Genomic DNA, 22,628 nt, shown 5'->3' with positions numbered 1-22,628 from the left:
GAGCCCTCCAGATGAGGTTCATCCTGTTTTTGCTGATAATAGATCGTATTCACTCCATTTTTTGACTATACTTAAATTATCAAGATTATCATTCATCTAAAAAGGAGGAAGCAAGATGAGCGAAAAAAACGAGTTAACATCTGAACAGCGTGAAGAATTGCTTACTACCCTGAAAGAACGGTTCGAGAAGCACATCGATCGCCATGAATGGATGCAATGGGATAAGATTCAGGCAAAGCTTGAAGCGCAACCAGAGAAACTATGGTCTCTCCACGAAATGGAACGGACTGGCGGAGAGCCGGACGTTTTGGAGTTCGATGAAGCAACGAGCGAATATGTCTTTTTCGATTGTTCAGCGGAAAGCCCGAGTGGCCGCAGGAGCGTTTGCTTTGATCAGCAGGCACTGGATTCTCGAAAGAAAAACAAACCTGAAAACAGTGCGATGGCGATGGCCAACAGCATGGGCATCGAGCTGTTAACAGAAGAACAATACCGGGCGATGCAGCAGCATGGCACGTTTGATGTTAAAACGTCCAGTTGGGTGCAAACGCCTGCAGACATCCGGGAGCGCGGCGGCGCGCTTTTCTGTGATTCCCGCTACGGACATGTTTTTGTGTACCACAATGGTGCAGATTCGTATTACGCAGCCAGAGGGTTCCGGGGCTTATTGAGAGTTTAGGGTTAACAAGAACTGCAAAAATAAAAGGCATTGCTGGAACCCATTGCGGGATCCGGCAATGCCTTTTATTCTGAACCTGTATTTCAATCCTGCAGCCGCTCTTCCATCCATTCAATCATCTCATCATAGATTTTATATTTGGATGGCTCATTGAGAATTTCGTGCATCAGGAAAGGATAGATCTTCAAGCTTTTGTCCTGTGAACCGATTTCGCCATAAAAGTCCCGTGAGTCCTTTTCCGCGACAAGCCCATCCTCATTGCCATGCAGCACCAGCACAGGTTCGGTAAAACTGGCTGCATGTTCTTTCAGCCAGGCAACGCCCGGGGCAAACGCATTGATCAAGCCCACTGAAATTTTCTTTTCGACAAGCGGATCTTCCCCGTAGGCTTTGACAACTTCCGGATCGCTGCATACTCCTTCTCCGAGCTCATTGTCCAAGTATGTGTCTGCAGGCAGGTCCATCGGCAGCGGTCCGAAGATTTCCTTGTTGTAGCGGGTCAGGGCACCGGACAGGATGATGCCGACTGTACTTCCCGGATATTTCGTTGCATACGCGGCTGCTGTGAAACCACCCATGCTGTGGCCGATTAAAAAGACCGGCTGTTCCGGATTTTCTTCCTTAGCCCAATCCATAATGGTTTTTAAATCGTCCGGCATTTCGTTGAAATCTTTGAAAAAGGTCCGCTTCCCTTCTGAACGTGCATGCCCGCGCTGTTCATAGCGATACACCGTGAATCCATGGCGCAGCAAGGTTTCGGCCAATGCATCATACCGCCCTAAATGCTCCGCTAACCCATGGGCAATCACCACTGCCGCTTTTTGCTTTTCAGCCTGATCTTTACGGGTAAACAGTCCTGTTCCATCAAATGATTGAATCATTTTTTCTTCGCTCATCCAACATCCTCCATTCCATTAATCTATTTCCTATTGAGTAGTATTCTTCATCCGCTGAGAAACTACCTTCCTTCTAAAAAGAGGTTTTTTGAAGACACTATTCCAAAGAACTTTGATTTCAATACTTAACCTAAAAAAAGCTCACCCGAGTGACGGTAAAACCGCCTCTTGGGTGAGCTTTATAATTCATCAATCATTCTTCTGGATCCAAAATTCCCTGATAGCTGTAATCCGCCGGATCGATTGGTGTAAATCCGTTCGGCGTATAGAACCTCAGCAAATCTCCATTAACCAGTTGGTCGGACAGCTCCATTTCATAGCTTCCATTCTCCTGGAATTTCTCTGCTTGCTCCAGCTGGCTTTCCTCAATCGGCAACCCGGTTTCCGGATTATAGAAAGTTTCGCCGATCGAGTAAATCTCTGGACTGACATAGTTGCCGTTTCTGAAAGTGACCAGTTCCTCATGATCTTCGGACAATAGATCTGTACCAAACTGAATGTAGTTCTTCGTTTCGACTCCAAGCAAATGCATCACAGTCGGCAGCAAGTCGATCTGGCCGCCGTACGTGGAGTTGATGCCGCCTTCCATGCCCGGTACATGGATGAACAGCGGCACACGCTGAAGTTTGGCATTTTCAACCGGTGTGATTTCTTTCGAAAGCACTTGTTCCATCGCCTGGTTGTGATTGTCGGAAATTCCATAATGGTCGCCATACATGACAATCATCGTGTTATCAGCTAAACCAGATTCCTCCAGCTGTACAAAGAACTGCTCAATTGCTTCGTCAGCGTAACGAGCCGTCTGGAAGTAATTGTCGACACTGGTGTCGCCTGTTGTCCCTTTATCGATGGTCGTTAAACTCTGATCGATGTTATAAGGGAAATGATGCGATACTGTGATCATTTTCGTATAGAAAGGTTCTGGCAACGACTCTAAAAGAGGCGCCGACTGCTCGAAAAATGGTTTATCCATAACCCCGTACTCTGCCATATCTTGTTCTGTCAGGTCCTTGTAGGACTCAATATCAAAGAAATGATCGTAGCCAAAAGATTTATAGATTTCAGACCGGTTCCAAAATGTTCCATTATTGCCGTGGAATACGGCTGAAGTATAGCCTTTATCTTTCAGAATCGCAGGCGCAGCCTGGTACGTGTTCTGGCCTTTTGTAATAAATGCGGATCCTTTCGGCAAGCCGTACAAAGAATTATCCAGCATAAACTCCGCATCGGAAGTTTTGCCTTGCGCCGTTTGATGGAAGAAGTTATCGAAATACAGCGTATCCTCGCCTCCAATTAAGGAATTCAAGAACGGTGTCACTTCTTCCCCATTTAATTCGTAATCCATCAAAAAGGTCTGGAACGATTCCAAGTGGAGGTAAACGACATTCATGCCTTCGGCTGCACCGAAGTACTCCTCATTGGCGCTCGCGTTATTCGATTTTGTATAGTTCAATACTTCCGTCACTTCATCGCTGTCAGCGAGAACGCGCTGGGAAGAAGATTTCACGGTTTCAACGGTGTCATAGAGCGCGTAATTGTACATGCCCAAATACTTGACGATGTAATTCCGGTCAAATCCGCGGGTCAACAACTCCGGACGGTCCGCTTCTGCCAAAGCCAGGTTGAAAAACGAGATGGCGAGTGCGATTGTAATAACCGGCAGGACAGCCTTGGTTTTGAAACTCCCTGACTCTTTTTTCGCTTTTGTCATGATAACCAAACCAGCCAGAATCACGACATCCACAAAGAACAGCAAATCGGTCGGCTGGATCAAAGTCGCTACACTGCCGCCTAAATCGCCGAAATTCTGCGTTTGGAATAAAGTCGGCCATGTAAGGAAATCACTGAAAAATCGGTAGTAAACTACATTTGCATAGAGCATGAACGACGTGCCCATATAAATCAGCAACAGTGAAATATATTTTCGCGTTCCTTTAAAGAACAGCGACAAGCTTAATAATAAGAGTGCGGAGCCTAACGGGTTGAGAAATAAGAGGAACTCCTGAATCGTTCCATCTACACTCAAGCTGAATTGTGTTTTTTGGGTAATATAGGTTTTCATCCATAGCATGAACACTGCAAGCACAAAGAACGGAATGAACTTGTTCAGCGTTTTTTTATCCATCGTTTTAATGTTTTTCATATTGCACCTTCTCATAAAGCGTATTTCACAGGGATTGTGGGACATTGAATTTATAAAACTTGAAACTATTAAGCTCAAGTAAACTGTACGTAAAAATTATGACAGAATCTATTTTACTCTACTGCACCATAAAATGACAGTTTAAGGTTTTTTCAGACTATTCACCAGGCCCGTCCACAAAAAAAAAGAACAGCTTTATTGCTAAGGAAAAAGCCACATCCAAGTATGGCTGCGGCAGAGCAGGGAACATATAGTATAGGACGATTGAGTGTGTCCAAAGTTCCTTGAATCACGTAAAAATGCAATCAATTGCCTTAATCGCCAGCTCCAGTGATCTGATCCGTTTCTCCAGCAGTGTTCGTTGGGGACTGCCTGACTTTGACTTGGCATACATGCTTTCAATGGACGGCAATAAACCCGCCAGTACCTCACGGGTTTTCGCCAGTTCTTCCTGACTATATGGATGAGGCTGTTCATGCCAGACCTTTTCCAATACAGCCAAGCCGGTGCGAAGAGCTTGAAGCCGCTTTTCTATCAAGCTTGTGCTTGCACCTTTTTCGATCATTTGGGCCAGCGCTTTTTCCGATTTCCGGATAGTTGATTGGAGGGATTGGAGGGATTCTGCTTTCGCTTCTGTTGATACAATTTTCATCGCTGACGACTCTCCTCTCGCTATCAATAGTTAGGACTTCTTTTTCCACAAGCTAAAAACCCTCCTGCCCGAAAGCAAGAGGATTTCAGGGAAGGAATTTTAAAACAGGACTGTGGTCATCGACCGTCGTTTGCTTTTGGTTGGGAATCGGTAACAGGTAACATCGTAATGGGGTATCGGTCATTGGTTTGCCAGTAGCCATTAAAATTTGGTTGCACCGAAGTACAAAAGAGGTTTCCTTCCATGCCCTGAAGCGGAGTCTCACCGCTCCAAGGATCAGAAATACTTGTCGCTGTCGAAATCCAAAACGATGGAATAGTTTTTGGTGTTAATGGCATTTGACAGCCGGTTGGCCTGCCGCTCCAGTTCAACCGCTTTTACGCGGCATTCTTCAGGGTCAAACATGGCACGTCTGACGATGGGCGTGCCTTCCCCATAGCCAAATTGGAGATCTTCTTTCACCGCAGATCCAAACACCTTGAACTTCCGGGCTTTCGCACGAAGCTGGGTAGCCAATTCGATGGCCTCGACAATCGCCAGCTCCTCCCCGTTAAAACTTACTTCGTTTTCAAAATTGGCACGGTACATCAATTTATCCAACAGCCGAAAATCTTTTCGAATGTCATCAATCTCTTCCTCGACTTGCGACAGTGAGCGGGCTTGTTTCGGCTTTTTACTGCCTTTTTCCATTTCCACAAACGCCACCCGGTCCATCTCTTCTTCCAACTCATGAATGCGTTTTGCTAATACAGATTTCAATTTGACAGCTTCTGCCAGCGAAAGGTTCGACATGATCCGGTCTCCTCTAATTCATAATGATTCGTATAATGAATAGCGTAGCAGGCCGCCTAGTTTTTTACAATACACGAGTGAATATATTTTTGATTATTCAGTTTCAAACCATTAAATAAGGGCAGGCGCAAATTCAATTTTGCACCTGCTTTTCCTATGGAAATTCCTATTCACAAGACCGGCTGTTCCATCATCGCCTTCCGCCATTTCACCAGCTCACGCGCCTCGATTTGTTTTTCCAGTGTTTCGTCCCAGTTATTAGACATACCATTCCAAACGCGGGCATAAAAAATATCCTGCTTCTGGTCATACAATTGAAATTCGATGCATGGGATATAAACAGTCTCGTGCTCAACGCAGCTCGTAATTCCGCTGACAATTGTTTGAAAGCCTTCTTCCCCGCCCGACAGCTCCTTTGAAAGAAGCTGCTGCATGCGGTCTTTGTTCAAACTGCCTTTTACCGGGTAGCGGTACACCGGAAGCTCGTCTCCTGCTTCCGAATGGCCGTCGTCTTCTGCCAACCGGTACTGGTCGTGAGCAGCACTATAGGAAATCACGGTTTTGTCCCCGTCCATCTCTTCATCAAAAATGCCTTTGGCCAAATAATCATAGCCTTTCGCCGTCAGCTTATAGCCGGATTTCTCAAGGCCAATCAACCCGGTGCGCTGCATCTTACCGATCAGGTCGCTAATAAACAGCTCTTCCACAAACAGCATGTCAGACAAGGTGGCAGCGCGGCGGACATCGGCTTCCTGAAAAGCCAGCAGCAGCATTTTCATCAAAATATCCATCTTCAAGCGTTTAACTCGGCTATAGCCTACATCGTATAAAACGACCGGCAGCCTCCACACTTTATCATTGACGATCGACACTTCCGGGTTTTCTGTTACGCGCGTCCGCAGTTCTTCTATCAGCCTATCCACATGTCTACCCCCTGCTCTTCTCTAACAGCTTTAAGCCGTCTTTCTTTTTCACGACGTTCAATACGTGCTTGTACATACTTCTTGTTTCCGGCTGCTTGGCGCGCTCTGTGAACATCTGCGAACTGCCGACAAGCACCAGCAACTCCTTGGCACGCGACAGCGCCACGTTCAGCCGACGGTAGTCTTTCGCAAAGCCGATGTCACCCTGCTTGTTTTGGTTGTTCCGCACCATGCTGAGTACGATGATGTCCCGTTCGCTTCCCTGGAACCGGTCAACCGTCCCTGTGCGGACAGTCAAATGCGGCAAGTGCAGTTCCTGGTCGATCATCCGCTGCAGCCGCTTGACCTGTTCGCCGTAAAAGCTGATGACCCCGATGCTCTTCTGTTGGTCCATGTGGATTCGTCCGGCCTGCTTTGCTTCTCCAGCTGCTTCATTCAAATCCACCAATAACGCGCGGATTTCCTGAAGCTCGGCTGCATTGTACAAGCTTTTACCGCCGCTCATGCGTTCTTCAAAATACGCTGGTTCATTCGGCAGATCCAGCCACATGAGGTGGTTGTTCCGCTTCACTGCAGGTGATTCCAACAGGTGATCGCGTTCCCGGTCGGAATCGGCAATGCCGCATTGCAGCTGATCCCTTTCCAGTTTATAGAACGGCGAAATAGTTTCCATGATGTCTTCGTGCATCCGGTACTGGATGGCAAGCATTGTCTTGTTGGCTGCGGGCAAGTTTTTATAGAGGCGTTCAAACAGCGATTCTTCAAGCAGTTTTTCGAGTTCTTTCTTTTCTTCAAAGCCGTTGTCTTCGTCAATCATTTCCTGGAGCGTTTCCTCCAGCGTGTCGTTGCCAAGAAGCGGCGGCAATTGATGATGGTCGCCGACTAAAATGATTTTCTGACCTTTCAGCATAGGCAATAACAGCTCTGGCGGCGTGGCTTTGGATACTTCATCAATAATGACCACATCAAATTCCGGGTAGTTGTCGATAAAATCCTTGCGTGCTGATGCCACGCAAGTCGTGCCGATGACATTGGCGTGCTTGATATACAATTTCCGGATCTCATCCAGATCGTGCTCGTTCGCGCCTGCCAATAAATCCAGCCATTTTTTCTGAATCGATTGAAGCAAAGGCAGATTTTTCATTTCCTGCTTGAGCGATTCCTTCGTGAAAGACAAACTGGCGAGATCTTTAGCCGCCTGTTCAAGCTGCCGCTCTACATCCGAAGACAAAATTTCGCGTAATGCGAGCAACTCTTCTTCGTGGCCTTTTACAGCCTTTTCAACTTGAAGGATATTGGCATTCATTGCCTCAATTCGGGCATCATTCGTTTCCAGAGCCGCTGCTTTTTGCGTGCGTTCCGTTTGATGATCCGCGATCTTCTTTTTAGTCTGTTCATAAAGAGCTTTATCTTTTTGCAGCCTGGCAAGTTCTGCGGTTGCATCACGGACGGCCGCTTCGAGGTCGGCTGGAAGCTCTGCCCGATTTGGCATTTGGCGGTGGCGCTGTTCAAGCGGCGCCATGTCTTCCTGCTTTTTCTCCTGCTGCTCCAGCAACTTTTCGTCCCATGATCGGTATTGTTTTTGCTGGTTGCCAAGCTCGTCACATAAATGCTTTTTCAAGTCCTGGAAAGCCCGTTTCGATTCTGCTGCATAGACGTCAAATGCTTTGAGTTTGGCACCTCTTCTCCACAAATCATTTTGCCTTTTGTACAAACCGTTGAGCGCTTTTTGCAGAACGATGGAGTCATGATGCTTCGCACTTTTCAACAGTCTCCGCAGCTTCTCCAAATACTCGTCGATTTCCGCTGACGTATACGCTTCTGTCTTGGCCAGTGCCTGCTGTTTCAAATCCGCAACAGAAATGCCGGCAGGTGCCAACAGTTTTTCAATGTAGGAAATCGCAGCTGTGACCTGCTCGTTGTATTGATTGAGCTTGCCCCATTCCGCCATGTTTTCCCGGTTCGCTTCAAGCCGGTTGATCAAGTACGTAATGGTCGGTGTTTCCTCAACCCGCTGCTCTTTCAGCACGTGAAGAAGGCCATCAATTTTCTTGATGCTGTCCATTTCACTGATGGCCACTCTTTTTTGCTCGATGATCCCCGCGATTTGGTCGCGTCTTTCCGTCACCACGGCGAGGTCCTGCCGTTTTACCGCCAGGTCTTGCTCAAGCCGCGGCAGCCCGATAACACGCTCATACAGCTTGATTTGCTTATGGATCCGCAGATGCTCTTCCTGGAACCACGCGCTGTCTCTTTTGCCGTCAATTAATGCGGAATCCTGGTCAATCAAATCTGTCAGCTCATGCAGACGGTGCGCCAGTTCCCGGCTTTCCGTTACAACTTTGCCTTTTTCGAGTTCACACGTCGCCAATTTCAACTGCTCTTTTTCAAGCAGCTTTTGAACGGCTTGCCGCTGGCTCTGGGCGTGTTTTTTCTCTTCAACCGCTCTGCCTAGGCTTTCGTAAACCGGCTCCAGCTTCACAGTAGCTTGTTCGTTCGCCAACAATGCGTTTTTTAACTCGGGTTCGCGCTTTTCACGCATCTCGTACTGCGCCGTGATTTCTTCCAGCGTGTGGTCTTTCCAATACTGGCCGACGTTTTCTTCAATAAACTTTTTGCCTTCTTCTTCGATGCTCTCGGTCCGTCCGACACGCAAAATGCGGATGTCCTTGTTGGCAAGCAAGCGGCCAAGTGCGTTGTCGACCGCCAAATTGGATTGTGAAGCAACCAGTGTCCTCAAGCCTTTCCGGGCATTTTGCAGGCAGATTTCTGAAATGACGGTCGTTTTCCCTGTTCCCGGCGGACCTTGGATGACGTACAGATCTTCTGCCGCCATCGCACCTGACACCGCTTTTTGCTGGAACTCATTGAGCCGGTTATCGAAAGACAGCTTCTCGAGCGAACGGAGCGGCTTGACCGGCGGCTTTTCCTCGAAAAGGATCCGATCGAGATTCGGGTTCACCGCAAGGCCTTTCTCGAGATTCGCAAACCCTTGCCGCAGCCGCCTGACTTGGCTCAAAGCCGCAAAGTTGCTGAAGACCACTTCCCTTTTATCGAGTGCCAGCCCTTTTTCCCGGAGCTGTTTGACCATATAGCTTTGGATTTCCACTTCCACTGTCCGGTTTGCTGCTTTGATGACCGTTCCGACATCTCCCGCAATTCCGGTGAGGCGCACGGTTAAACTTTTCAGCTGTCTCCATTCCGTGTCTTTCAGCTGGCAGCCTTTTAACGTGATGCGGCTGAAATCGTGGCTGAACGACAGGCTGGAATAGCTGGTTTTGATGTCAGGAATGTCCATGCCGCGTTCCTGGATTTTCAAATAGCCTTCCCAGCTGCCGATCCGCTTTTTGACATAATCCGAGCTTTCCTTCGCCGGTGTCATCCGGTTGATCAGATTGATCAGGGAGACAGGAGCAGGATCACGGGACCGATCGAACACCAAGTATTCCTCGCGCTGCCAATTGGTGCCGAGCGCCTGATAGGATTTCCGCATGGTCAAGTTGGTGACCAGCAGGTTGTGATTGGTGAAGACCGCGTGAAGGACGATCGACCCTTCCATGTCTTTTCCGGCCAGCCGGACGTTTTCCGACTTGTCCAAAATCAATGCTACCGAAAGCTCGCCATCCGCATTGGAAGGATACCGCTCGATAAACACCTTGAACGGTTTATCCGCAACAAAAAACGAGCGTTCGCTGATGCCGAACCCTCCCATTTTTTCCATAGCCGTCTTGGTTAATCGTATTGAAGTTTTGTATGTTGCTCTGTTTGCGTTACCCATTTAATCACCTGTTCTTTTAAAGCTGTATAAATTTCAAACCGACGAATTCTGCCTGATCTGTTTTCATCTAATCATATCATCTATTAATGGCTATGAGCTTATAATTTGTAAATTTTAGCGAATATATGTTCGTTTTAATTTATTATTTGAATCAACGAAAAAATTCCTAAAGAAATAATATTCAGACAACAAGTGATACACTGAAAGAAAAATATGAGGAGGATGCGTGATGGAGACTGATCAATTGATTCTTAATACGAAATGGCAAGGGGATTTTGTTTTTTCGGCTGTTGGGCAAGGCGGCCATTCGTTGACGATGGATGCTCATCAAGGTGTCGGAAAAGAACAGGGCTTGTTGCCGATGCAGGCATTGCTTGGTTCGCTTGCGGGTTGTGTCGGGATGGATGTAATCATGATTTTGCGGTCGAAAACAGAAGAGATTCGCTCTCTGGAGATCATCACCGAAGGCATAAAACGGCGCAATCCCCCGAAAGAATTTTTATCGTTCGTGGTAACATTCGTCGTTGAAGGCGAAATCGCGGCGGAACAAGTGCTTCACGCCATTGAAGTGAGCGGAGAAAAATATTGTCCGGTCGCACATTCACTGAAAGCGGATGTCCGCTACCGGCTCGTGCTGAACGGTGAAGAAGCCAGCGCAACGTAGCTGCTTTTTTGCGGTGCTGAGAACTGGAAGACTACTGACTCAAGGTGGGTATACTATACCAAAACACAATTGATGAGGTTGTTTACCATGACCCGTTCGTCCAGCAATAGAATTGATTCTGCATCAAGAGTAATCATGGCATCACCAAAAGCCATCTACCAAGCCTTTATGAATCCTGAAGCATTAGGTACGTGGCTTCCGCCTAAAGGGATGGCGGCTCATATCGAGGTGTTCGATCCTCGTGAAGGCGGAGCATACAAGATGGCCTTGACATACGAAGTGGATCACTCAAATCCTGGCAAGACCTCGGCTCATACTGATGTATCCCAAGGAACTTTTCTGGAACTCGTTCCTGACACGAAAATCGTGCTGTCCGTCAATTTTGATTCGGAAGATCCGGCTTTCTCCGGTGAGATGATTCAAACCTGGTATTTGGAAGCCGTTTTAGAAGGCACAAAGGTCATCATTGTTTGTGAGCATGTGCCCGAAGGGATTCGGAAAGAAGATCATGATGAGGGTTTGGGTTCTACACTGGAAAATCTTGCGCAGTTTATTGAGAAATAATTGTATATCAGAACAGGAAAGTTCAGCCAAAAAACGCATAGTACAAAAAATACCTTCAGTATCGCGTAGACTATCAGCGAGAAAATGAAGGTGTTTTTTGTATTTGTTGAGCTGTTTTTTTGCAGAGAAAACCTTATTCTGTAAGGCTGCTAAACCAAATATCCCGCTCGCTGTCTGTCATGCCGCCAGTAATTTTGGAAAAATCCATTGGGCGTTTCACAACTGGCTGTAACACCGCAAATTGCTGGAAACTGCCTGAGAATTTCTGCAGCGATGGCGACTCGGCAATCACTTCAATATTTTCGATAGGCGTCCGGATGCACTCCAAGGTTTCAATTTGCGTCTCTTTGATTTCCGTGGCGTCGAAGATTTGGCAATCGATTAAGGTAAGCTTTTTTAGATTTCTAAAGTTCCCCCAAAGATGCATAGTGTAAAATGCACAATGTTCAATCGTCAGCGATTGCAAGTTTTTTATATCCCTGAGTAGTCTTAAATCCGGGTGGACCACCCCTACTAACTGTCGAATGTGCAAATGCTCCAATTGAGTCGCCTTCTTTGCAATCTCTTCAAACTGATCGATGCTGAAGATCGACACGTCCAAACTCTTCACCTTGTCCAGCTCTTCACTGCCATTTTCGTGGAGCTTAGTCGGATCCGTATTTGTTTTCTGCGAAATAGTTGTGATAATCCGGCCATCTACATACACGGTTTCTTCCCACGGATCGCCGGCAAAACTTCTTACGCTCTTTTTAGTTTGTTCTTTCTGTTCCTTCTCCAATGCTTCTGCTGTGGATTCGGCTGTTTCAGGATGCAGAACCGGCAGCGGCATATCTTCCAAAGCACGAAAAAAATGAAGGCTCTCTGTTTCGCTATAGCTCCACGTTCCTTCCCCGTCAATTGTATAAGGACCTTCCTGAAGCGTTTTCGAAATAAATTCCATTAACTCCTCAACGCTGTGTGCGACGACGTGCCGTGTATTTTCCTTTATTCCAAAGTTGATGACCTGCCCATATGTACCGTTTGGACCCGGGTCCAAGTCCACCGCCAGAAAATTACCGCCGAAATCAGCCGCAAAAGGAATCCATTTGCGGTTTATGTATTGGTCTTTAATCGTTTCGAGCGGAACCGCATAAAACGGGACATCGTTCATTGCCCTATCGTCTGCTAATGACGCACAAAATCGCCATTCATTCAAAACGTCCGGCAGGGGTAAAAAAGACAGGCCGAAAAACAAACCCGGCTCTCCGGCCAGCTCTCCGTTATGCAATTGGTAGAGCCGGCTCAAATCGTTTGGCAAGCTGACCCCGAGTATACGTTCCAGATCTTCAATCTCCTCGACAGTTGCGGGTTGGCTTAAAAAGGGTCCGAAATGAGAACTCAGTTTTTTTGAAATTCGCTTCATGACTAATTGCATCCTGTATCTTCCTCTCTTAATGCCAAGCGTGATTTTCTAAAAATGCGCTGCAGACCACCGTAAACACTTGGCCCGGAAAAATCCGCTGCTTGTTTTTGAGCTCTTCCTTGCCGGCCGCAATCGCTTCGTCCAATGTTTCGTAATGATTGGGGGGTTCGAATGCTGAAAAAGCCACGTGTTCACTTTCTTCATGCTGCTGAACAAAAAGAAAGTTTTGATAATACTTGGCCTTGCCTTCATCCTTTTTTGACAAATCAACACAGCTATCCTGTTGAAGAATAGCCATTCTTTTATATATAACCAGTGACGTATACCCCATGGAAATTTCTTCATAGGCCCGGTTGATAATGGTCGAAGGATCATCTGTCAGCAGTGGGAACGTATCCCTCGTCCCTCGATTGGACATCTGCACAAAAAAGTTCCGGTGGTCTTGCTTGTCGATAATTTGTTTTTCAAACATGTTCCAGAACCCCCCTTATTATTTCTATTAAGACGCTGTTATACAAAAACCGGCATGGCAAGGTGAGATTGACATTGCCATGTCGGTTTAGCCCAATAGGATCATTAGCCGGACGCCGCTAGATATAGTTTTGCCGCCCTATATCATGAGTTTCTTCTATACAAAACCTTAAAATCACGGGTCCAATTGATGCCATCATCTGATTGTTCCCAAGAACTTTCAATCGTGCTCCCAGCCTCATCGATTTCCCCAACAAACCGCTGAAAGAAATCGAGTGGTGAAAAATCAGAGGTGTCCCTCCATAACTTCCAAACACGATCTTCCAAAGTCATTTGATACAGGCGTGTTACACCCCGCGAATCGAAATAATGCTGTAAATAGCGGCCCGTTTCCGGATTCCACTCGCAGACGATCATACTGCTTGGAAATTCAGGTTTATCAATATGCATGCGCTGAACGACATAACTGTCGTCCAGCCATTCAAAACTGGTGTGCCCCAAAATCGGGGTGGGCCGAAGATGCGGATGGATGATTTCTACTGTCCAGGTGCCAATGAAAAAATCCAGCTTTTTCATCATTTCTTTGCGAGTTGATGGTTCCATGAATCCCCCTCCCTCCATACATTAAAGGCAGTCCGGTTCTATCACTGTTATAAAAAAACATTGGAAGCACTGTTCAGACTGCTTTCTTCGCCAATAAAATCTCCACCAATTCATCACGGTTCACCAATTTCACTTTATTGCTCCGCGCAAGCTCTGCAGCCGCTCTTGTGAAAAAGCTGTTTGTGACGACCCATGCTTCGGTTGCTCCGTAATGCAGTTTCGCAGCGGAAATTTCCTGCACGGCTTTGATGCCGACATTGCTCTTGTGACGCTTCGCTTGTACAGCGATCTTTTGCTGGTCTTTTTCCAAAATGAGATCTGCTCCATAATCCCCTTTATAAGGCGTTTTATGAACGGCATAGCCTTCAGCCATGTAGCGCAAACGGAGAAACTCTTCAAACTCTGCCCCGGACATTCCATCGACCTGCAATATTCCGGACTCGTTCAATTTCTTCCGCTTTTTGAATTGAATCGCTTTCGCAATTGCCAGCATGCATATAAAGCCAACGATAAATACGATGATGGTTCCTGTGACTGACTGCGTGTAAACAAAAGTACTAACACTGCCGAGAATCAAAATTCCGGTAAGCAACTCACCTAAATTATCATTCTTCTTCTTTCTGGCCATGTTGAACCGCCTTTCACTCGCTCGAATAAACCAATTCATGGTCAACAAATACTTTGCATTGAATGGCAAAAAAGCCGCCGAGCGTTACTTTAATATCCTTTGAAGTTTCAATGCTTTTAAGCTTGCCCGTTAAGATTCCTCTAAAACTGAGTCCGATATTTTCGTCCTGCAATTCTCCGTCCACAAATAGCTTTTCTCCTTCAAACCAGCGATTTTCCACTAAAATATGACGGCCGTTATAAGTAGTTTCAAACGTTTTTTTCATGTAAGCCCTCCTAAAAGAGTTTAGTAAAATGAAAAAACCAGCTTCTTACTTAACTTAATTCATCGACCCAGTTGTCTGATTATTCCATAACCTTAGTGTAGCATATTTCAAAAAATATGGCTTTTATTTCCACCATCTCTTTTATTTCCACCATCCCTTATCTGACGAACTGATGAATACCAAAGTTGCGGTTCTGATCTGCTCCATCTAAAAGCCGGCAACACCGAAGAAAAAAAGGCCGCTACTTATTTACGCAATCCAATATCTTGATCATTTAAGTTGAGAATCCTTTACCAGCATTAAAAAGACCGCTAATTCAACATTGAATTAGCGGTCTAAAAAGCTTTAGTTTTGTGTTTTATAACTGAATGGGCTGCTTTTCAACAAAATGCATTTTTACTTCTTCCGCGCCTGATCGCGCTTGACAATCTTGTCGCTCACTTGCTGGCCGCTGAGTGTCACCATCGGCATGCCACCGCCGGGATTGACGGTGCCTCCGACAAAGTAGAGGTTGTCGTATAGTTCGCTTTGTTTTTTGTGCTTAAAGCCGCCGTTCCTGTTTTTATCGGAAACGGTGCCGTAAATCGCTCCCCGGTCTGAGCCGTATGTCCGTTCAATGTCATGCGGAGTCCAGACGTCACGCGTCACAATATTTTCGCGCAAACCGTCCAGACCCATGCGTTCGAGTTTATCCAGCACCAGCTCCTCGAACTCACGGTACTGTTCCGGTGTGAACGGGTTGTCCTGGATATAGGGGATGTGCGGCAGGATTTTAATATTCTCGTGGCCTTCCGGCGCCTGCGCCGGGTCCGTCTTGTTGACGTTGACGAGGTAAATCGTCGGATCGTCCGGCAGTTCGTGCTTTTCGAATACTTTGTACATCTGTTCTTTTAAATTATCCGAGAAGAAGAAATTGTGGTGATTCAATTGCGGATACGTTTTTTTTACCCCAAGATGCAAAACCAGTCCGGAACTTGAGGGTTCGTATTTCTTCTCGAGCTTGTCGATAAACTCATGCTCCGCCTTGACCATCTTCTTATAGAATGGAATGACTTCCATATTCGATACATAGTAATCAGCCGTCTTGAACGAACCGTCTTCAAGTTCAATACCGGTGATTTTTCCATCCTCACTCGTCAGGGCACGAATGACGCCCATACCGGTATGGATTTGAACGCCTTCTTCTCTTGCCAGCCGCTCCAAGCCCTCCGCCAGTTTATGCGTTCCGCCTTCTACGTACCAGCAGCCTTGCGCATGCTGCATGTAAATCATCATGTTCAAAACCGCAGGCGCGCTGTAGGGCGATGAACCGACGTATTTCACATAATAGGAAAGCATATCGCGCAAATGCGGGTTGCTGATGCGCTTGGAAATCGCGCTGTACATGGTGGACGTCAAGTCGAACCCGATCAAGGTGGCCAGGATGCCGTTTTGGGCAACGGCTTCTCTCGGCGACTCAAAGCCTTCTTTCAAATAGCTGTGCTCAGTCGTCTTGTAAATCCGCTGTGCGTATTTCAATAGGGCGTAATACTCTTTCATGTCCTTCTTGGAAAGCGCAGGGTTCGCCCGTTCCATCAAGCGCAGGTCATGGTACAAATCCAGCACCGTACCATCCGGGAAAAACGACCGCCATTCGCGTTCCAGACGCTTGATCGGCACATAGTCCTCCATCCGCTTGCCGCTGCCTTGAAACAATTTATCGAAAATATGCGGCATTGTTAAAATCGACGGACCGAGGTCAAAACCGAAACCGTCCTGTTCCAGGCGATTCACTTTCCCGCCGATGTGGTCATTTTTCTCATATAAAGAAACCCCATACCCTTTTTGAGCAAGGGAAATCGCTGCAGACAAGCCGCCCAGGCCTCCCCCGATCACAATTACGGATTTAGTCGCATTCACCATATATGTACCGCCTTTCATCTTTCAAGTATGTTCGTATTATTGAAGCAGTAAAATTATCGCTAGAGTTCTTTTAATTCCCTGCGGATTGGCTTTAAAAACTTTATTTATATAGTTTTTGTATAATTTTTATACATACTTCATTATAGAAGCAGAATTGTCTGAATGTCCACATTGAAAGACTTTAGTAGAGGAATCTGTCCTGACCTTTTCCAACCAAAAAACCACCTTTCCTAAGAAAGATGGTTTCCCTTTCGCCTTGCACATGCATGTTGATTGTTACACAAGAATCGTCCATAAAATCATCGTGAAGACAATGGTGGTAACCCCTTGCAGCAACGTCGCCATTGTCTGCGCTTTGTAAGCATCCGTCACTTTCATTCCGCTGAATTGTGTAATGACCCAGAAGAAGCTGTCGTTGACATGGCTCACGGTCATTGCCCCGGCACCAATTGCCATGACGACTAGCGCGAGTGGCACTGCGCCTTCAACACCAAGAGTCGGCAACAGAGGCGCCACTAAAGTTGAAGTGATGACCAGTGCGGCAGTTGAAGATCCTTGAGCCGTTTTCAATGCGGCTGCGATAAAGAATGGAATCAGCAGGAACAATGAACCTCCAGCAAGTGCAGACAAATCCATGCCTGCAATCAAATCCGCCACGCCAGAATTGGTGATAACGCGGCCGAACGCTCCGCCGGCGCCGGTGATTAATAGGATCGGAGCTGCGCTTACCAGCCCTTCGCCAATCCATCCGGACAAAGTTTCTTCGTTCCATTTTGGAAGCAATAAGAAGGCCGCAAACACACCAAACAATAACGCGACAGTCGGCGAACCTAAAAACTTCACAGTATTTGTGATTGCATCATCGCCGCCAAGAACACTGGCGATCGATCCCGCGGCGATCAGCAAGACAGGAAGTGCAAGCGGCAAAAATGCTTTGAATGTAGAAGGCATTTCGCCAAACGATTTGATGACTTCTTCGTAGTTCAAATCGCCGCTTTGGACTGTATCTTCCGGCACTACGATTTTTGAAGCAACTTTGACTGCCCAAATATAGCCGACAATGGCCGCAGGAATCGCGGTGATCAAGCCGATTAAAATGATCGTACCCAGGTAGTTTTCAGCACCGATATTGCCGGCAGCTGCGATTGGGCCCGGGGTTGGCGGGACCAATGTATGCGTCGCGTACAAACCTGTCGCAAGTGCGACAGACATCGAAGCGATTGAAACTTTCGCACGCTTCGCCAATGCTTTTTTCAAGCTTGATAAGATAATAAATCCAGAATCACAAAAAACAGGAATCGATACGATAAAGCCGATAATCGACATGGCCAGCTGCGGCCGTTTTTCGCCGATCAGACGCAAGACCACTTCCGCCATACGGTAAGCAGCACCGGACTTTTCTAAAATGACACCAATAATGGTACCCGCGACAATAACGATCCCGATGCTGGTCATTAACCCGCCAAAACCTTCATTGACACTGAGCACAACATCCGCCAATGGCATGCCGGATGCGATTCCCATGAAGAATGCCCCGATCAATAACGATAAGAATGGATGAACTTTAAAGACCGCAGTCAACAACACAACCAATACAACACTTAAAGCAATAATGAAAAATAACATATCAGCACCCCTTTTGTTTTTTCAAATAAACTCCAATAACCGTTTGCGTTTTCATCTTCAGCCAGTAGTACGGATCGGCGATCGACTGTTGTGCCGTAACCGTCCCATCCACGACCGCATGGATTTCGGTAAAATAAGGCTCCACCAGCCCTGAACTCTGACTGTCAATCATTCCCGAAATCAAAAGAACCGGTTTGCCTGCTTTCTTTCCGGCTTCGGCAATGCCTAAAGGCGTTTTTCCGGATAACGTCTGGCTGTCTGTTTTGCCTTCTCCGGTCACAACCAAATCGACCGTGTCCATATGGGCTTGAAACGAAATTGCCTCCAAAACAACATCAACGCCGCGCTTCATTTCTCCTGCAAAAAATGCCTGCATCGCTCCGCCGGCACCTCCCGCAGCACCGGCTCCTTTTTTATGATGGAGCGCCATGCCTGTTAACTGTTCGGCAATGTCCGCAAAATTTTGCAGGTTGGCGTCGAGCTGCCGGACTATAGGAGGTGATGCCCCTTTTTGGGGTCCAAATACCGCTGATGCACCGTGTTCGCCGATTAAGACATTTTCCACATCACAAGCAATCAAAAAGCGGCTTTCCGGAATGCGGTGGTCAAAACCGGAAACGTCCAGTTCTGCAAGCTCGGCAAGTGCACCGCCGCCGCGCGCCAAAATCTCTCCACTCCTGTCCAAAAACTTCATGCCAAGCGCTTCGAGCATCCCGGCACCGCCGTCATTGGTGGCACTGCCGCCAAGCCCGATGATAAAGCTCCGAAAACCGGCGTCCAACGCATGCCTGATCAATTCCCCCGTACCAAAAGAAGAGGCTGCGAGTGGATCTCGTTCGTGCTTTTCCAGCAAGGTCAACCCGGATGCTTCCGCAATCTCAACGACGCAGGTTTTGCCGTCTCCAAGAATTCCATAGCAGGCAGAAACGGTCCGCCCAATCGGATCCTGGACCTGGTGAGCAACCAATTTTCCGTCAGTCGCTTCCACCATGGCAGTCATCGTACCTTCCCCGCCATCCGCTGCCGGCAACAAAACGGTTTCTGCTCCGCTGCCAAGTTCTTGTATCGCCTCTGCCATTGCCTGCGCTGCTTCCATTGCAGATAAGCTGCCTTTAAAAGAATCGGGTGCTACCATAATTTTCATTGCCAAAACCTCCTTGCCGCTTTATTAAAGCGCTTACATAGAATTATAATGAAAAGAAGATGGAGATACATTATACTGAGTGTACATATTTTTACCGAAATATTTAGAATATATATACCAAGGGGCGCATTTATGATTACAAGACAGCTGGCAGAAGAAATTGTCGAACAAACCATGATCCGCTTGAACCGCAACCTAAACGTCATGGATCCCAACGGCATGATTTTGGCATCAGGCGAGGCAGAGCGGATCGAAAAAATCCATGAAGGTGCAGCACACGTAGCCAGAAGCGGCGAAACCCTTTCCATCACAGAAGCCGATTTAGCGGAATGGCATGGCGTAAAACCCGGCATCAATATGCCGATCCATTTTCAGGGGAAACTTGTCGGTGTCATCGGAATCACCGGCAATCCGGAAGAACTAAAAGAAATTTCTACATTGGTCCAATTGACAACAGAAATGATGGTTCACCAGTCGCTCATCACTTCCCACATCGAATGGAACCGCAAGCGCAATGAATTGATTTTTGAAGAACTGACAAGCGGCAAACCTTTGTCTGCGGCTGTCCATGAACGGATTTTCCAGATGGGACTCGAAGGCAAAATGTCCTTTGTCACACTGCTGATTGAATTGAAAAAGCCGCCTTCCCCTTCCCACCGGGTCATCGAACAGCTGGAAGGCCATTTCCAAAACCAAACCGTCGTCGCTGGACATTCCCAGCTGAACGAAATCTTCCTATTGGTGGCAAATGAAAAGCCATCCCTAATGGAAGAAGAATTGTACAGTTTGCTTCATTTTCTGCAGAAAAGTGCGCCTGGGAGAATCGGCGTAGGTGTAGCCGTCGACAGCATTTTTGATATCCGGACGTCCTATTTGGCTGCGCGCAATGCCTTGGACTTTGGCGCCCCCGGCCAGCAACTGGTTTATTTTGAAGACGTGGAATTGATGGCGCTCCTAAAGCGCAATCCCCAAGACGATCTCGCCAAATTTACCGGCAGAATCCTAGCAGGCTTGAGCGAACCCTTATGCGAGACGCTGACTGCTTATTTTGCCTCTAACAAAAGCCATACCGAAACCGCTGAGCGGCTAAAAATCCATCGCCATACCTTGAGCTACCGCCTGAAAAAGATCTTGGACATCACGGGGTTGGACCCATCGGAATTCCAGGATGCAGTCGTTTTGCATTTGGCATTGGCTATTAGGAAGTAATTTACTTGCTGCATCAAACCTGTCGCGCTATCAAACGAAAAAGGAAAAAATCCAAAAAGGAATTTCCACCCCGTCAGCGAATACTATCCATTAGACTATTTGAACTGGAGGAATGGCTGATCATGAAAATGAAGACAAAACTCAAATCAAAGCTGTCACGGACGTTTTCCAGTAATTTCACGAATGCCTACCAGAAATTCACCATGAACCACATGACAGAAAACAGCAGCTTGCCCGAAGCTTTTTTACAGAAGCCGTTGGACCAATGCAAAGTGGCACTGGTTTCAACCGCCGGTGTTCACTTGAAGTCGGACGAACCGTTTGATGTGGATAATCCGGCCGGAGATCCTTCGTTTCGGATCATCCCGGCAGACGTTACCGAACAGGAGCTGACCGTGACGCATATTTATTTCGATACAAAGTTCGCCAAAACCGATCCGTCCATCGTCTTCCCGCTCCAGCAACTTAAAGAATCCGCGGCGGACGGAAAGATTGGCTCTGTTTCCGGCGTCCATATTGGATTGAACGGCGGCATCTTGGACACGACGATAGCTGAACAAGATTTTATCCCGAAAGTGGTCGAACTGTTCCATAACGAAGGAATCGATGCCGCGCTGTTGGTGCCTGGCTGAGGATCCTGCCATAACGTGCTTGGGCTGTATGCCCGGGCTTTAGAAGCAACACACATTCCGACTGCCATGGTCACCTTGTTTCCGGAAATCACCGACAAAGTCGGCGCTCCGCGCACACTCCATGTGCCATTTAAAATGGGACGGCCGTGCGGTGAACCGTTCGACTTTGAAACACGGGGGAAAGTGGTGGATCAATTGCTGGAGCTGTTGGCCCTGTCTTCCGGATCAAGGGCAGCGTATCAGGAAAAGCCTTAGTTACGAGGCTTACGTTGACGAACCTCTTATCCTTTGCTGCCAAGACTGCTTTCTGAGAACGTCTTCCATCGATTCTAACGGCTATAAGAAAAAAACAGCCACCCTTGAAAAGGATGGCTGTTTTTGTTTTCTTCATTATTCAATATCGCTGTAACTGCAGACGACATGGGCAACCGCCTTCGCCGATACAAGAAGCGCATCTTCATCAATATCAAATTTCGGATGGTGATTCATATAAATTTCTTCTCTTCCCTCAGGTTTGCAGCCGATGTTGAAAAAGAGTCCGGGTGTTTTTTCCAAATAATATGCAAAATCCTCCGAGCCCGAAAATACCGGAAACTCGACTACGTGTACAATCGCTGGATCATTCGCATTTTTCAGGATGGACACAACGTTCTCAGTGACTTCCGCATCGTTGCAAAGCGGCGGATAATCCGCTGTATAGGTCAAGTCACACCCAACGTCAAACTCCAACTCGATTCCTTTGACAATGCGTTGGATTTCCCGGGCGATAAGCTCTTGCGTTTGGTCGTTCATATAACGCACATCCCCTTCAATCTCAATGCTGTCCTTGATGATATTGAAGGAGCCCTTGGCGTCAAAAGAACCGATGGTAACGACCCCCATCTCAAATGGGTTCAAGCGTCGGCTTACGACCGTCTGAATAGCTGTAACAAAATGGGCACCGGCAACTATCGGATCATTGGCTCGATGAGGCGTTGATCCGTGGCCACCCTTGCCTTGGATCTTAAGTTTGAAATACGTTCGTCCGGCCATGGCGTAACCGCTGCGGTAACCGAGCGTGCCCACCGGATGGCTCGGAAACAGATGGGTTCCGAACACATAATCCAAGTCATCCAGAATTCCTGATTCGATAATGCTTTTCGCTCCGCCCGGCGGCGTTTCTTCTGCATGCTGATGAATAATTTTAATGGTTCCTGAAAGTTCGGATTTCAGCTGAATCAAACAATCTGCCAAAACGAGCATATAGGCGGTGTGGCCATCATGCCCGCAAGCATGCATGACTCCTTCATTCTGCGATTTGAATGGCACATCCGTTTCTTCAAAAATTGGAAGGGCATCAAAATCAGCCCGCAGCCCGATTGTTTTCCCAGGCTTTCCCCCTCTGATGATGACGATGACACCAAAGCCATTTCCGGCATGCGTATGCACTTCCACATCTTTTCCTTTATAAAACTCCGCTATAAACTCAGCGGTTTTTTCTTCTTGAAAAGAAAGTTCGGGATGCTGGTGCAAATGGCGGCGGATCTGAATCATTTCGTCTTTCCGGCTTTCCAGCATATCCAGTAATTGCTGCTTTGTCCCACTCTTTTTAATCGGTTGAGTCATGTATTCATCTCTCCTTAAGTTAATTTACCTCTCCACGGAGTGAAGATTTC

At 47.1% G+C, this 22,628-nt stretch carries 21 protein-coding genes; 6 read left to right on the top strand and 15 right to left on the bottom strand.

What is annotated here, in order from left to right; translation table 11 throughout:
* Positions 1–115 precede the first annotated feature (115 nt).
* Entirely contained in the window at positions 116–679 is a 564-nt protein-coding gene (locus GJB59_RS11625) for a DUF4256 domain-containing protein (protein WP_142828141.1), read from the top strand.
* 83 nt (positions 680–762) lie between these two features.
* Here GJB59_RS11625 and GJB59_RS11620 read toward each other — a convergent pair whose 3' ends face one another.
* The 6 genes from GJB59_RS11620 to GJB59_RS11595 form a co-directional block, all read right to left on the bottom strand.
* Positions 763–1,575, bottom strand: coding sequence for an alpha/beta hydrolase (locus GJB59_RS11620; protein ID WP_142828139.1), 813 nt, complete (start codon positions 1,573–1,575; stop codon positions 763–765).
* Between the two features lie 193 nt (positions 1,576–1,768).
* Positions 1,769–3,718: a lipoteichoic acid synthase gene (gene ltaS / locus GJB59_RS11615; protein ID WP_142828137.1), complete on the bottom strand. Its 1,950-nt coding sequence runs from the start codon at positions 3,716–3,718 to the stop codon at positions 1,769–1,771.
* Between the two features lie 289 nt (positions 3,719–4,007).
* Positions 4,008–4,370, bottom strand: coding sequence for a hypothetical protein (locus tag GJB59_RS11610; protein WP_142828135.1), 363 nt, complete (start codon positions 4,368–4,370; stop codon positions 4,008–4,010).
* A 276-nt stretch (positions 4,371–4,646) separates the two neighbouring features.
* The gene (locus GJB59_RS11605; protein WP_142828133.1) at positions 4,647–5,162 is read right to left on the bottom strand and encodes a hypothetical protein; all 516 of its coding nucleotides are present in this window, start codon (positions 5,160–5,162) and stop codon (positions 4,647–4,649) included.
* A gap of 170 nt (positions 5,163–5,332) precedes the next feature.
* A complete protein-coding gene (locus tag GJB59_RS11600) occupies positions 5,333–6,085 on the bottom strand; it encodes a hypothetical protein (protein ID WP_142828132.1) in 753 nt (250 codons plus the stop codon).
* Positions 6,086–6,089: 4 nt separating this feature from the next.
* Positions 6,090–9,863 (bottom strand): AAA domain-containing protein, encoded by a 3,774-nt coding sequence (locus GJB59_RS11595; protein ID WP_142828130.1) that lies wholly within the window; start codon positions 9,861–9,863, stop codon positions 6,090–6,092.
* 229 nt (positions 9,864–10,092) lie between these two features.
* On the opposite strand from GJB59_RS11595, the gene GJB59_RS11590 reads away from it, so the two are divergent.
* Together GJB59_RS11590 and GJB59_RS11585 are read left to right on the top strand one after the other, a co-directional pair.
* Entirely contained in the window at positions 10,093–10,527 is a 435-nt protein-coding gene (locus GJB59_RS11590) for an OsmC family protein (protein ID WP_142828128.1), read from the top strand.
* Positions 10,528–10,614: 87 nt separating this feature from the next.
* Complete coding sequence (locus GJB59_RS11585; RefSeq protein ID WP_142828127.1) at positions 10,615–11,091, top strand: SRPBCC domain-containing protein; 477 nt, start codon at positions 10,615–10,617, stop codon at positions 11,089–11,091.
* A gap of 133 nt (positions 11,092–11,224) precedes the next feature.
* Here GJB59_RS11585 and GJB59_RS11580 read toward each other — a convergent pair whose 3' ends face one another.
* The 8 genes from GJB59_RS11580 to GJB59_RS11545 form a co-directional block, all read right to left on the bottom strand.
* Positions 11,225–12,493, bottom strand: a complete 1,269-nt coding sequence (locus GJB59_RS11580) for an SMI1/KNR4 family protein (protein WP_185960056.1) — start codon at positions 12,491–12,493, stop codon at positions 11,225–11,227.
* 28 nt (positions 12,494–12,521) lie between these two features.
* Positions 12,522–12,965 carry a hypothetical protein gene (locus GJB59_RS11575; protein WP_142828123.1) on the bottom strand — a complete coding sequence of 148 codons (444 nt, stop codon included), beginning with the start codon at positions 12,963–12,965 and terminating at the stop codon, positions 12,522–12,524.
* Positions 12,966–13,108: 143 nt separating this feature from the next.
* Entirely contained in the window at positions 13,109–13,567 is a 459-nt protein-coding gene (locus tag GJB59_RS11570) for a hypothetical protein (protein ID WP_142828121.1), read from the bottom strand.
* Positions 13,568–13,640: 73 nt separating this feature from the next.
* Positions 13,641–14,195 (bottom strand): restriction endonuclease, encoded by a 555-nt coding sequence (locus tag GJB59_RS11565; RefSeq protein WP_142828119.1) that lies wholly within the window; start codon positions 14,193–14,195, stop codon positions 13,641–13,643.
* Positions 14,196–14,208: 13 nt separating this feature from the next.
* On the bottom strand, positions 14,209–14,460 hold the full coding sequence (locus GJB59_RS11560) for a hypothetical protein (RefSeq protein ID WP_142828118.1): 252 nt from the start codon (positions 14,458–14,460) through the stop codon (positions 14,209–14,211).
* Positions 14,461–14,856: 396 nt separating this feature from the next.
* On the bottom strand, positions 14,857–16,362 hold the full coding sequence (locus tag GJB59_RS11555) for a phytoene desaturase family protein (protein ID WP_142828116.1): 1,506 nt from the start codon (positions 16,360–16,362) through the stop codon (positions 14,857–14,859).
* Between the two features lie 276 nt (positions 16,363–16,638).
* Positions 16,639–17,988, bottom strand: coding sequence for a GntP family permease (locus GJB59_RS11550; protein WP_142828114.1), 1,350 nt, complete (start codon positions 17,986–17,988; stop codon positions 16,639–16,641).
* Between the two features lies 1 nt (position 17,989).
* Positions 17,990–19,132: a glycerate kinase gene (locus tag GJB59_RS11545; protein ID WP_142828112.1), complete on the bottom strand. Its 1,143-nt coding sequence runs from the start codon at positions 19,130–19,132 to the stop codon at positions 17,990–17,992.
* Between the two features lie 132 nt (positions 19,133–19,264).
* On the opposite strand from GJB59_RS11545, the gene GJB59_RS11540 reads away from it, so the two are divergent.
* The 3 genes from GJB59_RS11540 (at position 19,265) to GJB59_RS11530 (ending at position 21,228) form a co-directional block, all read left to right on the top strand.
* On the top strand, positions 19,265–20,341 hold the full coding sequence (locus tag GJB59_RS11540; protein ID WP_142828110.1) for a CdaR family transcriptional regulator: 1,077 nt from the start codon (positions 19,265–19,267) through the stop codon (positions 20,339–20,341).
* A 122-nt stretch (positions 20,342–20,463) separates the two neighbouring features.
* Positions 20,464–20,973 (top strand): glycine/sarcosine/betaine reductase selenoprotein B family protein, encoded by a 510-nt coding sequence (locus GJB59_RS11535; protein WP_142828108.1) that lies wholly within the window; start codon positions 20,464–20,466, stop codon positions 20,971–20,973.
* A 15-nt stretch (positions 20,974–20,988) separates the two neighbouring features.
* A complete protein-coding gene (locus GJB59_RS11530; protein WP_142828106.1) occupies positions 20,989–21,228 on the top strand; it encodes a hypothetical protein in 240 nt (79 codons plus the stop codon).
* Positions 21,229–21,363: 135 nt separating this feature from the next.
* On the opposite strand, the gene GJB59_RS11525 is transcribed toward GJB59_RS11530, so the two are convergent.
* Positions 21,364–22,578 (bottom strand): amidohydrolase, encoded by a 1,215-nt coding sequence (locus tag GJB59_RS11525; protein WP_142828104.1) that lies wholly within the window; start codon positions 22,576–22,578, stop codon positions 21,364–21,366.
* Positions 22,579–22,628 lie beyond the last annotated feature (50 nt).

It is taken from the genome of Planococcus soli (assembly GCF_016881065.1).
Classification (GTDB): Bacteria; Bacillota; Bacilli; order Bacillales_A; family Planococcaceae; genus Planococcus; species Planococcus soli.
This window is presented reverse-complemented; position numbering and strand designations above follow the sequence as displayed.